Genomic DNA, 14,146 nt, shown 5'->3' with positions numbered 1-14,146 from the left:
CACCACACCCGCCGTCTTTTTTCGTGCCTTCGTCCGTTGACGCCGCCGCCGGAGTTTGCAACAGTACGTCGCATATTGGAAAGGCTACCCTAACTTAGGAGACGGTATGCCGAGCCTTCCTGGTGTGCTGGCCGACCCGATGACCCGGTGGATGGGCCGGCCGGCGACCGTCGAAGCGGTGGACCGGCTCTCGCCCGGGCTCGTCCGGATGGCGTTCAAGGGCGACGCGCTGCGCGGGCGGAAGTGGGGGCCGGGCAGCGAGATCGAGTTCCGGGTGTCCACCCGGGACTTCCGGCACTACACCGCGTCCGCGTTCGACGACGAGGCCGGCCGGATCGAGGTCGTCTTCCAGCTGCACGGGCACGGGCCCGGCGACACCTGGGTCCGCGCGGTCACCGCCGGCGACGAGGTGCTCGTGCTCGGCCCGGGCAACCGCTCCTGGCTGCGGCCCGGCACGCGGCACCTGTTCGCGGGCGACGCCAGCGCGCTCGGGCACTTCTCGGGCCTGATCGCCGGGCTGCCGGCCGGGTCCGAGGTGCTCGGCGCGGTCGAGGTGCCCGAGGCCGACCTGGCCGCGGCCGCGGCGCTGGTTCCCGGGGTGACCGTGCTGGCCGGGACCGCGAACCCCGGCGACGCCGTGCTCGCCTGGCTGCGGGAGCACAGCGGCGCGGCGCCCGACGCGGCGTACCTCGCCGGGCACGCGCAGTCGATCCAGCGGCACCGCGCCGCCCTGAACATGCGCCGGCAGGACGTGGTCACCAAGCCGTTCTGGGCCACCGGCAAGGCCGGGCTGTGAGGGAGCTCATCGCGCCCGTCCGCGCGCGGCTCGCCGCGGCGGCCGGGTTGCAGGCGCTGGCGGTGGCGGCGGGACTCGTACCATATCTGGCCGTTGTGGAGCTGGCCCGCACGCTGCTCGGCGCCGGACCGGCCGACGACCGTCGCGTGTGGACGGTCGTGCTGGCCGGCGCGGGCGGCCTGGTCGCGCGGCTGGTGCTGGTCGGCGCGGCCACGACCGTGAGCCACCTCGCCGACGCCGACCTGCAGTACGGGCTGCGCCGCGACCTCGCCCGCCGGCTCGGCCGGGTACCGCTCGGCTGGTTCGGCGAGCGCTCCTCCGGGCAGGTCAAGCAGGCCGTGCAGGACGACGTGCACGCGCTGCACCACCTCGTCGCGCACGCCGCGCTCGACCTCGTCGGGGCGGCGCTGACCCCGGTGCTCATCCTCGGGTACCTCTTCTGGTCCGACTGGCGGATGGCCCTCGTCACCGCCGCGGCGCTGCCGGTCTACCTGCTCACGTACGCGTCGATGATGCGCGGGTACGCGGGCAAGCTCGCCGAGATGAACGCGGCCACCGAGGCGATCAACGCCGCGACCGTCGAGTTCGTCGAGGGCATCGCGGTCGTCAAGACGTTCGGGCAGACCGGGCGGGCGCACCGCCGGTTCGCCGCGGCGGCCGACGCGTTCGCGGAGAAATTCCGGGGCTGGGTCGAGCCGATGACCCGCACCGAGGCCCTGGCCCAGAACGCGATCGCGCCGACGACCGTGCTCACGATCGTGCTCGCGGCCGGGACGGGCATGGTCGCGGCGGACTGGCTGGAGCCCGTCGACCTGCTGCCGTTCCTGCTGCTCGGGCTGGGGCTCGGCCAGCCCGTGCTGGCGCTGGGCTTCGGCGTCGGGGCGCTGCAGGAGGCCCGGGAGGCGGCCGGGCGGATCGCGGCCATCCTCGGCACGCCGCCGCTGCCCGTGCCGCGGGAGGCAACGGAGCCGTCGGCGCCGCCGGTCGTCGAGTTCGACCGGGTGAGCTTCGCGTACCGGGGGCGGGCACTGGCGGTACAAGACGTGACCTTCAAACTGGAACCGGGAACCGTGACGGCGCTCGTCGGCCCGTCCGGCTCGGGAAAGTCCACTGTGGCCAGACTGCTCGCCCGGTTCTGGGACGCCGGCTCCGGGGCGGTGCGCGTCGGCGGGGCCGACGTGCGCGCGATCGACCCGGCCCGGCTGTACCGCACGATCGGCCTCGTCCTGCAGGAGACCACGCTGCTGCGCATGAGCGTGGCCGACAACATCCGCCTCGGCCGGCCCGGCGCGAGCGACGAGGAGGTCAGGGCGGCGGCGGTGGCGGCGAACATCCACGAGCGGATCGAGGCGCTGCCGGACGGGTACCGCACCGTCGTCCGCGACGGCGCCCACCTCTCCGGCGGCGAGGCGCAGCGGGTCACCATCGCCCGGGCGCTGCTGGCCGACACTCCGATCCTGGTGCTGGACGAGGCGACCGCGTACGCCGATCCCGAGTCGGAGGCGGCCATCCAGGACGCGCTCAGCGTGCTCGTGCGCGGCCGCGCCGTGCTCGTCATCGCCCACCGCCTGCACACCATCACCGCCGCCGACCAGATTCTCGTGCTCGACGGCGGCCGCATCGCCGAGCGCGGCTCCCACGCGGAGCTGCTGGAGACCGGCGGCGTCTACGCGAAGTTGTGGAGCCACGCATGATCCGGCTTCTGCTGCGGGTGGTCGATCCGGCCACGGCGGCCCGCACCCGGCGGTACCTCGCCGTGCTCGTCGCCGCCGCGATCGCCCAGGGCCTCGCGTTCGCGCTCATCGTGCCCGTGCTCACCGCGCTGTTCGCCGGCGACACGGCGGCGGCCGCGCGCTGGGTCGCCGCGCTCGCCGGGGCCGCGGTGGTGTGTGCGATCCTGCTGTACCTCCAGGCGCTGATGGGCTTCCGCGTGGGCCTCGACCTGTCCCGCGCGCTGTACCACCGCCTCGGCGACCGGCTCGCCGCGCTGCCGCTGGGCTGGTTCGCCGCCGACCGCGTGGGGCGGATCGGGCGGCTGGCCATCCAGGGCGTCCGCTCGGTGATGGGCGTGCCCGCGCACCTGCTGCAGCCGATCGTCACCGCGTACGTCACGCCGCTCACCGTCGTGCTCGTCGCCGCGGTGCTCGACTGGCGCCTCGGCCTCGCCCTGGCCGTGGCCGGCGCGCTGCTCGTGGTCACGTTCCGGTTCGTGGCCGCGGCCGGCGACCGGGCCGACCGGGAGGTGGACGCGGCCGGGGTGGCGGCGGCCGGGCGGGCCGTCGAGTACGCCCGCGCCCAGCCGGTCCTGCGCGCCTTCGGGGCGTCGAGCGGGTACCGGGAGCTCGACGACGAGCTGCGCGCCCAGCACCGCGCCGCGCGCCGCTCGGTGACCGCGATCGTGCCCGCCCTCGCGCTCAACGCGACCGTCGTGCAGGCCGCGTACACCGCGCTGCTCGCCCTCGGCGCCTACCTGACCCTGGACGGCAGCCTGTCCGCGCCCCGGCTCGTCGCGCTGCTCGCCCTGGCCACCCGCTGCGCCGAGCCGCTCGCGCTCGCGGCCGAGCTCGGCACCGCCGTCCGCGCCGGGCGGGCCGGCCTGCGGCGCTTCGCCGAGGTGTTCGAGACGCCGGCGCTGCCCGCGCCCGCGGTCTCAGCCGAGCCGGCCGGGACGGGCGTCGCGCTGGAGGACGTCCGCTTCGGCTACGACGAGCGCCCCGTGCTCGACGGCGTCTCGTTCACCGTGCCCGCGGGTACCGTCACCGCGCTCGTCGGCCCGTCCGGCTCCGGCAAGACGACCGTGACCCGGCTCGTGGCCCGGTTCTTCGACGTCGGCGGCGGCGCCGTGCGCATCGGCGGCGCGGACGTGCGGGAGCTGTCCACCGAGCGGCTGATGTCGCTCGTCTCGCTGGTGTTCCAGGACGTGTACCTCTTCGACGACACGATCGCCGAGAACATCCGCATCGGCCGCGAGGGCGCCACCGACGCGGAGGTGCACGCCGCCGCGAAGCTGGCCGGGGTCGACGAGATCGCGGCCCGGATGCCGGACGGCTGGGCGACCCGCGTGGGCGAGGGCGGCCAGGCCCTGTCCGGCGGCGAGCGGCAGCGCGTCTCGATCGCCCGGGCGCTGCTCAAGGACGCGCCGATCATCCTGCTCGACGAGGCGACGGCGGCCCTGGACCCCGCGAGCGAGGCGCGGGTCACGGCCGCCCTGCGCGAGCTGGCCCGCGACCGCACCGTCCTCGTCATCGCCCATCGGCTGTCCACTGTGGTCGGCGCCGACCAGGTGGTGTTCCTCGAGGGCGGCCGGGTGGCTGAGCGCGGTACCCACGAGGAGCTCTTGCACAAGGGCGGCCGCTATGCGGACCTGTGGCGCGAACGCGCGCGGGCCGGCCGGTGGATGATTACCGTGTGAGCCCACGACCAGTTCCGCTGCGAGACCCGCGCCCGCCCGGCCGCCCGCCGACCATCTCGGCCGACGACATCGCCCGGGCGGCGCTCGAGGTGGGCTTCCACGCGCTCACGATGGCCACGGTGGCGCAGCGCCTGGGCGTCAAGCACACGAGCCTGTACCGCCACGTGCGCAACCGCGACGCGCTGCTCGTCGCGGCCATGGACCTGGCCGTGCGCTCGGCGGACTGGCCGTCCCCGGGCCCGGCGTGGCGGCCGTACACGGAGGCGGTGGCCGGGCGGGTCTGGGAGCTGTTCGCGCGGTACCCCGGGATGGCCTCCACCATCCGCACCGTCAGCCACACCCCGCCCGCCGTCACCGACGTGTTCTACCGCACGGCCCGGCACCTGGCGTCGCTCGGCTTCAGCGACGCCGACGCCGTGCTGGTGGTCGACACGCTCACGGATCTCGCCGCCGACACGTACACCGGCTGGGAGCGCATGACGGCCGCCCAGCACTCGAACCTGCGCGAGGTGTGGTCGACCTCGCAGGACGCGTACGCCCCGATCGTGCGCACCATCATCGACAGCGACCCGCGCGACTGGTTCGAGGCCAAGCTCGCCCTCCTCCTCGACGGCGCCGCGACCCGGTTCACTCGGCCGCGTACGCCGCGAACTGATCGAGGAGGCTCTGCGGAGCGTCGTCGCTGAAGCAGAGCTCCAGGTTTCGCAGCGCCTCGCCGGCCGCCGCGGCCCCGCGCGGGAAGAGCTCCGCCTCGTACGCGGTGACCGCCGCCGCCAGGTCGCCGGGGTGCGCCACGATCGCCTTGGCGAGTTCGGCCCCGTCGAACATCGCCAGGTTGGCCCCCTCCCCGGCGAACGGGGACATGAGGTGGGCGGCGTCCCCGAGCAGCGTCACGCCCGGCACCCGCTCCCAGCGCAGCCCGATCGGCAGCACGTTGATGGTCCGCGGGACCAGCGGCGCCGCGGCCTCGGTGATGAACGCGCGCAGCCGGGGCGACCAGCCTTCGAACCGCTCCAGCAGCGCCTTTTCAACGTCCCCGGCCTGGGCGGCCCAGTCCTCGGGGGCCTTGATCGCGACGTAGATGTGCAGGCTGCCGTCGGTCTCGCGGTGGGCCAGGAAGCCCTGGCCGGACCCGAGCGCGAACAGCATGCCGGCGCCGACGACCTCGGCCGCGTCCGGGTGCCGCTCGTCGGCGTCGGGCAGGTCGACGTCGAAGAACGTCACGCCCGCGTACTCCGGCCGCGCCGCGGTGAGCAGCGGGCGCACCCGCGACCAGGCGCCGTCGGCCCCGACGAGCAGGTCGGTGACCTCGGTCGTGCCGTCGGCGAACGCCAGCTCGTGCCGGCCGTCGCCGAGCGGCGTGGCCGCGGTCAGCTTGCTGCCCCACCGGATCGTGCCTTCGGGCAGCGAGTCGATGAGCATCTGGCGCAGGTGCCCGCGGTCGACCTCGGGGCGGCCGCCGTCGCGGGTGTCGGGCTCCTCCAGGTGTACCGTCGCGTGCCGGTCGAGCACCCGCATGGCCTCGCCGCCGGGGTGCACGATCGCGCGGAACTCCTCGTACAGCCCCGCCGCGCGGACGGCGACCTGCCCGTTGTAGTCGTGGATGTCGAGCATGCCGCCCTGGGTGCGGGCGCCGGCGGAGGCGTCGAGCTCGTACACGGTGGCGTCGATGCCGTTGACGTGCAGGACCCGGGCGAGCGTGAGCCCGCCGAGGCCGCCTCCGACGATGCCGATGCGCTGGTTCATGGCGTTGGTCCTCTCGTGTGATGTGACGAACATGTTCGTGACGAATGCGTTTTTCGCGGGCAGCCCTTCAGGGCGCGGGGGTGCCCGCGATGCCGTCCAGCAGCGCGGCGAACGCCCACCGCCCGCGCTGCTCCCCGTCGCCGGAGAACAGCTCGTCGCGGGCCCGGACGATCTCGGGGAACTCGTCCGCCGAGGCCTCCCGAACGGCCATGGCCTGAAGGTTCACCTCATGGTCCGGGTCCGCGGCCTCGTCGCGGGTGCCCTGCTCGGCCGCGGTGGCCGTGGCGAGCTGCAGGAGCAGGTCGACGCCCCACGCGGCCTGGCGCAGCGGCACCCCGCCCGCGCGGAGCAGCCCGAGCAGTGCGTCGATGAGCCGGACATAGTTCGGCCCGGACGGCCGCAGGGTGAGCACGGACCGCGCCAGGCTCGGCTGCCCGATCAGGATCCGCGTGTACTGCACGAGCAGCCCGACCACCCCCTCCCGCCAGGGCGTCCCGGCGCCGGGCGGGTGCACGTCGCTCAGCAGGTCGTCGAGCAGCGCGCCGTGCAGCTCGGCGGTGTTGCGCACGTACACGTACAGCGAGGCGGGCCCGGTGTCGAGCTCACTGGCCAGCCGCCGCATGGTGACCTTCTCGAGCCCCTCGGCGCGCATGATGGCGAGCGCCGCCTGCACCAGGCCCTCCCGGCTGAGGGCGGGCTTGGCCGGCCGCTCACGCCGGCTGACTGGGACTCGTCGCGGACTCATGAACACGATCGTAACGAACGCGTTCGTCAACGTCCACCCGCAGCCTCGCGCGGCTTGTACGCGGCGGCGGCGCGCAGGATGGGTGCGCTCGCGTCAGGCGGCGGCGCGCAGGATGGTGCGCTCGCGTCAGGCGGCGGCGGCGCGCAGGATCGTGCGGGAGATCCCGCAGGCGGCGGCGACCACGGCCGGTACCAACGCGGAAGGCTGCAGCCCGTCGAACGGCACGATGACCGACAGCGCCGCGATGACCCGGCCCTCGACGTCCCGCACCGGTGCGGCAACCGAGACGGCGTCCATCTGCACCTGCCGGTCGCTCACGGCATGCCCGGCCCGCCGCACCTTGGCGAGCGTCGTGCGCAGCCGCTCGGGATCGGAGATCGTCAACGGGGTGAACGCGACCAGCGGATGCGTCAGGTACTCCTCGACGAACGCCAGCGGCGCGTGCGCCAGCAGCACCAGCCCGACCCCGGTCGTGTGCGCCGGGAGCCGCCCGCCGACGCGGCTGCGCACCCCGAGCGCGGCCCGCCCGGAGAGCCGCTCGACGTAGACGACGTCGGACCCCTCGAGCACCGCGAGCTGCACATGCTGGTGGGTGGCCTCGTAGAGGTCCTCGAGGTAGGGCATGGCCGCCTCGCGCAGCCCGAGGCTTCGCGGCGCGAGCGCGGCGACCTCCCAGAGGCGCAGCCCGATCTGGTACCGCCCGTCGGCGTCCCGCTCCAGCGCCCCCCAGGCGGCGAGCTCCCCGACGAGCCGGTGCGTGGTCGCGAGCGGCATGCCCGCCCGCCGCGAGATCTGCGACAGGCTGAGCCGCCGGTGATCCCCGTTGAACGCGCCGAGCAGGCTCAGCACGCGGCTGGTCACGGTTCGTCCCGAGACGGGTCCGGTGGTCATGTGGCGGCGTCCTCCGGGGGTGCTCTCCCGAAAGCTTGGCGCCCCCACGCGGGTGCGTCAAGGATCTACCCTGGCCGCATGCCGCCGAGCCTGGACTGCGTCCGCTCCCTAGCCGCCCTGCAGCAGGCTGACCTGCGCGACCTGGCCGCGGCCGTCCTCTGGCTCGGCTTCGCCCACCGCCTGGACCGCCCGGGCCGGCCGACCATGAACCTCGTGGAGCTGCAGACGACGATCGCCCGCCAGGTCCCGGAGCTGCGCATCCGCCTCCTGCGCAACCCACCGGCGGCGGCCGAGGCCCGCGAGATCCTGTACGAGGCGGTCCAGGTCCTGGAACACAACCGCCTGATCCTGTGGCGCTGGGCCGGCGAGGACCTCACGAGCGAACTGATCACCCTCACCCGCCGCGGCCGAGCCGCCCTGGAGAGCGAGGAACCCGAGCACTACATCCGCTAGCGCCTCAGTCGAGGTCGTTCGGGTCGATGCGCGCCTTGATCCCGGCGTGTTCGGCGAGCAGGTGCAGCAGGTTGGACCCGTCGAGCAGTTCCAGCGGCTTACCCGAGGCGAACTCGTAGGACGCCGGCCCGTACCCGCTCGTCGTGACGAGGATTCCCTTGGACGCGCCCTCGTTCTGCACCGTGCCGAACAGATCGCGGACCGCGGACACGTCGACGGTGTTGCGGTACCGCTTGGCCTGGATGACCACCTTGCCGCCGAAGATCGGCCGCTCGTCGAACGCGACGCAGTCGACACCCCCGTCCCGCGACGGCCGGGTCTGCTTGGTGTCCAGCCCCATCTTCGTGAAGAGGTTCTGAATCAGGCTCTCGAACTCAGTCGGGGTGAGCCGGAGCAGGTTCGGCCGCTCGTCGAGATCGGCGAGGACGTCGACCTCGTCGACGAATCGCTTGTCCACCATGTCGAATTCGAGGACCGGCCGCACCGGCGCGAGCTCCTCCGGCCGCTTCGACACCGTCGCGCTCAGGTACTGCAAGCAGGCGGCCGGATCCACCTTGCCGAGGTTCAGCGCCTCGAACTGCTCGCGCGTGGCCCGCACGGTGACCAGGCACGGCCGGATGCTTTGACCGGTGCGCGGATCGGTGGTGTCGACGACCCCGTTGTACGCGACCGTCTCGACCAGTCCGCCGCGGTCGGCCTCGAACAGCTCGTGCAGCGTCCGCAGCGTCACCTGCGTCACGACGGAGGTGTACCGCTCCTTGATCTCCTTGGCCGTCCGCGCCTTGGACGTCACCTCGTCCCGCGTCTTCACGTACCGGTGGTCCAGCACCGCCGGCACCACGCCGAGCGCCGGCAACTCGTACTCGACGACGATCTGGCGCGACTCCGGCACGTAGGCGATCCGGAAGTTCTGCGGGAAGTCGTCCGGGTACACGGAGTTGGACAGGACGAGCCCGAAGTACTCGACGACGTCCTCGGGACTGCCGGCGCGCAACCCGGCCGCCCACCGGTCGATCTCCGCGTGCTGGGCCGCGAGCTCCGCCTGCTTGGCTTGGCGGGCCTGCTCGTACTGGGCGTACATGCCCGCGACCCGGCGCTGCCGATCTGCCTCCCGCGCGGCGTGCTGGCTCTGCGCGAGCTGGAACTGCGACTGCGCGGCGGCAAGTTGCTGCTGGTACTTCGACTGCCCGAACATCTTGCCGAGCCCGGTCGGTGCCGCGGGCTCGAACCGCCGCCAGTCCGGCGGCGGCTCAGGCACGCCGTGCGGCCCGGGGTCGAACGGCGGGAACCGAAACGGTTCCTTCAGCCGCTCGAGGTCGATGTGGTCGTCGATCGCGAGCGTCGCGGACAGCAGGCCGTCCAGCTCCTCCAGCCGCGCCTGCAGATCGGCGTTGTCGGCGGCGACCTCGGCCGCGCGCGCCTCCAGGTAGAGCCGCTTGCGCTCGCGCTCGTCGTGGGCGGACGCGCGTTGCGCGGCCTTGGCCGCCTGCTCGGCCGCCCGCCGCAGCGCCTGCTGCTGGCGGTAGTACGCCCGCTGGGCCTGCTCGGCGGCTCGAACCTGCTGTGCGTGGGCCCGCTGAAGCTGAGCGATGACGCCGCGCCGACGTGCCATGGACCACTCCGATCTGTGACTCCTGGAAACGGAGCGGTCCGAAGAGTAATGACCCGCCCTGCCTCCGTCACCGCCCGGTCAGGTCGGGTTGCACGACGTTGTGGTGAGCCATTCCGGGATGCGTCGCGGGAACATCCATTGAGGACAGTCAGGGAACTGTAAGCCGGGTGCCAGGTAGGGCCGTTACGGTTCTGGGATGGTGACGGTACGGCGGGCCGGCGCGCTGCTGTTCGTGCTCGCTCTGCTCGGCGTGCTCGGAGCGTCCGCCGTGCCGTCGCCGCGCTTCGACAACGGGCTTGCCCTGACGCCGCCGATGGGGTGGAACGACTACAACGCCTTCGGGCTCGACGTCAGCGAAACGCTCATCGAGCGTACCGCGGACAGGATGGTCGAAACCGGGCTGCGCGACGCCGGCTATGTCTACGTCAACATCGACGACGCCTGGATGGCCAAGGCGAGGGACGCGGACGGGCGGCTCCAGGCCGATCCCGAGCGCTTTCCGCACGGTATCAAGGCCGTCGCCGACTACGTGCACGGCAAGGGGATGAGGCTCGGCATCTACGAGAGCGCCGGGACCGAGACCTGCGGCGGGTATCCCGGCAGTCTCGGGCACGAGCGGCAGGACGCGCGGACGTTCGCGGACTGGGGGGTGGACTACCTCAAGTACGACACCTGCAACGGCAGCGGGGTCCAGCGCTACGCGGCCATGCGGGACGCGCTCGAAAACACCGGCCGGCCCATCGTCTACAGCATCTGCAACTGGGGCGCCGATCGGGTCTGGGCGTGGGGGAGCGGCTACGGCAACCTGTGGCGCACCACGCCCGACATCGCGCCCACCTTCGCCAGCCTGCTCGACGTCTTCCACGCCACGGTGCGGCGGTCCGGGTACGCGGGGCCCGGCGGGTGGAACGATCCGGACATGCTCGAGGTCGGCAACGGGCTGACGCGCACCGAGGGACGGGCGGAACTCAGCCTGTGGGCGATGCTCGCCGCGCCGCTCATCGCCGGGGCGGACCTCACGAAAGCTGACGACGGTACCGTCGCGGATCTGCAAAACGCGGCCGTCATCGCGGTCGATCAGGATCCGCTCGGGCGCGCGGGCACGGTGGTCGCCTCGCATGACGGGCTCGACGTGCTGACCCGGCCCCTGGCGGGCGGGGACGTCGCGGTGCTGCTGTTCAACGAGACCGGCGCCGACGCCGACATGGGCTGGAGCGTGCCGGGGGCGACCGCCGTCCACGACCTGTGGGCGGGCACCACGGTCGCCGCGATCCGTGCCCGGGTGCCCGCGCACGGGGTGGCCATGTACAGGGTCAGCCGGCAATGACCCGCTGCCTGATTGATTGCGATTTGGGCGCCTGGGTAACCGGGTGGGGGAGGAGCAATCATGAACCGAAGCAAGGCCCTACTGGGAATCGCGCTGCTGGCCACCGTCGCCGGATGCGGTAGCACCACCGATGGCACAGCTGCCGCACCGGCGTCGTCCGAAACACAACAAGCCGAGCCGTCGATGATGCCGTCGGAGGCCCCGAAGGCGGACACGCGCTGTCATCACGGCGATGTCAAGATGGCCGTGCAGGGCGCACCCGGTGGCGGCGCGGCCGGCAGCCAGTACCTCTGGCTGATCCTGACCAACGCGACCTCGAAGACCTGCACGCTGGAGGGCTACCCCGGCGTCTCCTGGGTGACCGGGGACAACGGGCAGCAGGTCAACCAGCCGGCCGAGCGCGACACGAGCATCGCGCCCAAGCAGCTCTCGCTGCAGCCCGCGCAGGCCGCGCACGCCCAGATCCGCAGCCCGCAGCCGGGCAACTTCGGCGACTCGTGCAAGCCGATCGAGATCCGGGGCTACCGCGTGTACCTGCCGGACGAGACGGCCGCCGACTTCGTGCCGTTCCAGCAGCAGGTGTGCTCGGCCGACGGCGTGGGGCGCGCCCAGGTCGGCCCGGTGGAGACTGGCGCGAGCGAGTAAAACCCGTACCATTCGGCGGTGAATCTCGTGCGCCGCCCGGGCTGGGCGCCGGTCGTGCTGTCGTACGCCACGTTCGTGCTCGTCGGCCTCAGCGCGGGGGTCGCCGGGGTGCTCATCCCGGCGCAGATCGCGGACTACCGCATCGACGAGGCCACGATCGGCATCACCTTCTTCACCACCTCGGCCGGGTACCTCGCGGCCGGGGCGACCGCCGGGGCGCTGTTGCACCGGGTGCACGTGCGCATGGCGCTCGTCGTCGGGGCGGTGTTCTACGCCGCCGGCGCGTTCGCCATGGCCGTGCGCCCGTCGTTCGCGATCCTGGTCGCCGTGCAGCTGCTCGTCGGCTACGGCACCGGGATCCTCGAGTCGATCCTGAACGTCTTCCTGGCCGAGCTGCCGGACTCCACCACGCTGCTGAACCGGCTGCACGCGTTCTTCGGCGTCGGCGCGCTGCTCGGGCCGCTGCTCGCGGCGTGGATGCTGCAGTACACCAGCTGGACCGCGGTCTGGCTCGTCCTCGGCGTGCTGTGCCTGCCGCTGGCCGCCGGGTTCCTGCTGGCCTATCCGCGCCGCGCCCCGGCGGCCGAGCACGCCGGCGCCGAGCGCCCGAGGGGCGTGTTCCTGGAGGCGGTGCGCACCCGCGCGGTGGTCCTCGGTTCGCTGTTCCTCATCGTGTACGTCGGGCTGGAGATCGGCGTCGGCACGTGGGCCTTCACCTATCTCGTCAAGGAGCACGGCGAGCCCGACGTCGTCGCCGGGTACACGGTCAGCGGCTACTGGCTCGGCCTCACCCTGGGCCGCTTCCTCATCAGCCCGCTCGCGACCCGGGCGGGGATGTCGGCGGCGAGCATGGCGACGGCCTGCCTGCTCGGCGTGACGGGCGCGTCGGCGCTGCTGTGGGCGGTACCGACGGCATCCCTCGCGACCGCGGGCTTCGTGCTGCTCGGGTTCTTCCTCGGGCCGCTGTTCCCGACCGCGATGGCGGTCACCCCGCAGCTGGTGCCGCAGCGGCTGATGGCCACCGCGATCGGCGTGATGAACGGCCTGTCCCTGCTCGGCGGGTCGTTCCTGCCCTGGCTGGCGGGCTGGATGGCCCAGCACGTCGGGATCTGGACGCTGCTGCCGTTCGCGCTGACGCTTTCCGTCGTACAACTGGCGGTCTGGCGGCTGCTGGTCGCTCGAACTCCCGCTCCGGCCATCGCTACGCCAGGTGGCTGACCCGGGTCCCCGTGGTGTGCAGCTCGTAGGCGCTCTCGGCGTGCGTGATCAGGTCGAGGCCGGCCTGCTCGTGGCCGGGCGGGACGCGGAAGCCGACCAGCCGGTCGATGCCCTTGGCCACGAGCCACGTCACCCCGAACGCGTACCCGGCCACGACCAGCACCGCGAGCGCCTGCCGGCCCAGCAGCCCGGCCCCGCCGCCGTAGAACAGCCCGCTGTCGCCGCCGGTCACCGCCGCGGTCGCGAACAGCCCGATGAGCAGCGTGCCGATGAGCCCGCCGACGCCGTGCACGCCGGCCACGTCGAGCGAGTCGTCGTAGCCCAGCCGGTACTTCAACCCGACCGCGTACGCGCACGCCACCCCGGCCACGGCGCCGATGACGAGCGCCCCGAACGGGTTGACCGACCCGCACGACGGGGTGATCGCGACCAGCCCGGCCACCGCGCCCGAGGCCGCCCCGAGGGTGGTCGGGTGCCCGTCGCGGAACCGCTCGACGATCAGCCAGCCGCAGACCGCGGCCGCCCCGGCGACCTGCGTGTTCAGGAACGCCATGGCGGCCGCCCCGCCCGCCGTCAGCGCCGAGCCCGCGTTGAAGCCGAACCAGCCGAACCAGAGCAGGCCCGCGCCGAGTACGACCAGGGGCAGGCTGTGCGGGCGCATCGGGTCGGCCCGGAACCCCAGCCGCGGCCCCAGCACCAGCGCGAGGGCGAGCCCGGAGGCGCCCGAGTTCACCTCGACCACGGTGCCGCCGGCCAGGTCGAGGATGTGCAGGTGGGTGGCGATCCAGCCGCCGCCGAACACCCAGTGGGCGATCGGCACGTAGACCACGAGCACCCACACGGCGACGAACCCGATCCACGCCCCGAACTTGGCCCGGTCGGCGATGGCCCCGGAGAGCAGTGCCGCGGTGATGACCGCGAACATGAGCTGGAACGAAGCGAAGGCCGCCGTCGGTACCGTCCCGGTGAGATCGTGCACCCCGACGCCCGCCATCCCGGCGTGGCGCAGCGAGCCGATCAGCCCGCCGACGTCCGGGCCGAAGGCGAGGGAGTAGCCGGCCAGCACCCACACCACGGTGACCACGGCCAGGCAGGCGAACGACATCATCAGCATGTTGAGGGCGCTCTTCATCCGGACCATCCCGCCGTAGAACAGCGCCAGGCCGGGCACCATCAGCAGGACCAGTGCGGCGCTGACGAGCAGCCAGGCGGTGTCGCCGGCGCTGAACCCTTCGGGCATGCGTCCCCCTCGATCGACTTGCGGCCGCGTCAGCGTGCCGGGCCGCCGTTTCGCGCCGGGT

General features: G+C 73.2%; 13 protein-coding genes. 8 read left to right on the top strand and 5 right to left on the bottom strand.

The genetic code is table 11. The features are described from left to right. Window positions 1-106: 106 nt before the first annotated feature. The 4 genes from ACQPZ4_RS37405 to ACQPZ4_RS37390 are packed head-to-tail and all read left to right on the top strand — an operon-like array spanning window position 107 to window position 4,894. Window positions 107-796 (top strand): siderophore-interacting protein, encoded by a 690-nt coding sequence (locus ACQPZ4_RS37405; RefSeq protein ID WP_433046741.1) that lies wholly within the window; start codon window positions 107-109, stop codon window positions 794-796. Further along, window positions 793-2,490, top strand: coding sequence for an ABC transporter ATP-binding protein (locus tag ACQPZ4_RS37400; RefSeq protein WP_433046738.1), 1,698 nt, complete (start codon window positions 793-795; stop codon window positions 2,488-2,490). The genes ACQPZ4_RS37405 and ACQPZ4_RS37400 overlap by 4 nt, the downstream gene beginning before the upstream one ends. Next, on the top strand, window positions 2,487-4,208 hold the full coding sequence (locus tag ACQPZ4_RS37395) for an ABC transporter ATP-binding protein (RefSeq protein WP_433046735.1): 1,722 nt from the start codon (window positions 2,487-2,489) through the stop codon (window positions 4,206-4,208). The genes ACQPZ4_RS37400 and ACQPZ4_RS37395 overlap by 4 nt, the downstream gene beginning before the upstream one ends. Beyond that, window positions 4,205-4,894, top strand: coding sequence for a TetR/AcrR family transcriptional regulator (locus tag ACQPZ4_RS37390; RefSeq protein WP_433046732.1), 690 nt, complete (start codon window positions 4,205-4,207; stop codon window positions 4,892-4,894). Before ACQPZ4_RS37395 ends, ACQPZ4_RS37390 begins: the two co-directional genes overlap by 4 nt. Here the strand turns inward: ACQPZ4_RS37390 and ACQPZ4_RS37385 are convergent. From ACQPZ4_RS37385 to ACQPZ4_RS37375, 3 genes are all read right to left on the bottom strand, one after another. After that, window positions 4,836-5,954 (bottom strand): FAD-dependent oxidoreductase, encoded by a 1,119-nt coding sequence (locus ACQPZ4_RS37385; protein ID WP_433046729.1) that lies wholly within the window; start codon window positions 5,952-5,954, stop codon window positions 4,836-4,838. The genes ACQPZ4_RS37390 and ACQPZ4_RS37385 overlap by 59 nt on opposite strands. 67 nt (window positions 5,955-6,021) lie before the next feature. Beyond that, window positions 6,022-6,699 (bottom strand): TetR/AcrR family transcriptional regulator, encoded by a 678-nt coding sequence (locus ACQPZ4_RS37380; protein WP_433046727.1) that lies wholly within the window; start codon window positions 6,697-6,699, stop codon window positions 6,022-6,024. 126 nt (window positions 6,700-6,825) lie between these two features. Further along, window positions 6,826-7,590, bottom strand: a complete 765-nt coding sequence (locus ACQPZ4_RS37375; protein ID WP_433046724.1) for an IclR family transcriptional regulator — start codon at window positions 7,588-7,590, stop codon at window positions 6,826-6,828. 78 nt (window positions 7,591-7,668) lie between these two features. Here ACQPZ4_RS37375 and ACQPZ4_RS37370 point away from each other — a divergent pair, with 78 nt between their 5' ends. Further along, window positions 7,669-8,043: a hypothetical protein gene (locus ACQPZ4_RS37370; protein ID WP_433046721.1), complete on the top strand. Its 375-nt coding sequence runs from the start codon at window positions 7,669-7,671 to the stop codon at window positions 8,041-8,043. Between the two features lie 4 nt (window positions 8,044-8,047). On the opposite strand, the gene ACQPZ4_RS37365 is transcribed toward ACQPZ4_RS37370, so the two are convergent. Continuing rightward, window positions 8,048-9,655, bottom strand: a complete 1,608-nt coding sequence (locus ACQPZ4_RS37365) for a restriction endonuclease (protein WP_433046718.1) — start codon at window positions 9,653-9,655, stop codon at window positions 8,048-8,050. Between the two features lie 196 nt (window positions 9,656-9,851). On the opposite strand from ACQPZ4_RS37365, the gene ACQPZ4_RS37360 reads away from it, so the two are divergent. The 3 genes from ACQPZ4_RS37360 to ACQPZ4_RS37350 all read left to right on the top strand — a co-directional run bounded on the left by ACQPZ4_RS37360 (window position 9,852) and on the right by ACQPZ4_RS37350 (window position 12,845). Continuing rightward, window positions 9,852-10,982, top strand: a complete 1,131-nt coding sequence (locus tag ACQPZ4_RS37360) for a glycoside hydrolase family 27 protein (RefSeq protein ID WP_433046715.1) — start codon at window positions 9,852-9,854, stop codon at window positions 10,980-10,982. 240 nt (window positions 10,983-11,222) lie between these two features. Next, window positions 11,223-11,627 carry a DUF4232 domain-containing protein gene (locus tag ACQPZ4_RS37355; RefSeq protein ID WP_433046712.1) on the top strand — a complete coding sequence of 135 codons (405 nt, stop codon included), beginning with the start codon at window positions 11,223-11,225 and terminating at the stop codon, window positions 11,625-11,627. Between the two features lie 18 nt (window positions 11,628-11,645). Further along, complete coding sequence (locus ACQPZ4_RS37350) at window positions 11,646-12,845, top strand: MFS transporter (protein ID WP_433046709.1); 1,200 nt, start codon at window positions 11,646-11,648, stop codon at window positions 12,843-12,845. On the opposite strand, the gene ACQPZ4_RS37345 is transcribed toward ACQPZ4_RS37350, so the two are convergent. After that, entirely contained in the window at window positions 12,829-14,085 is a 1,257-nt protein-coding gene (locus tag ACQPZ4_RS37345) for an ammonium transporter (RefSeq protein WP_433046706.1), read from the bottom strand. The two genes, ACQPZ4_RS37350 and ACQPZ4_RS37345, sit on opposite strands and share 17 nt — an antisense overlap. Between the last annotated feature and the right edge of the window lie 61 nt (window positions 14,086-14,146).

It is taken from the genome of Dactylosporangium sp. CS-033363, from assembly GCF_050942475.1.
Taxonomy (GTDB): domain Bacteria; phylum Actinomycetota; class Actinomycetes; order Mycobacteriales; family Micromonosporaceae; genus Dactylosporangium.
The sequence above is the reverse complement of the archived record's forward strand: the minus strand, read 5'-3'. Positions and strand labels throughout refer to the sequence as shown.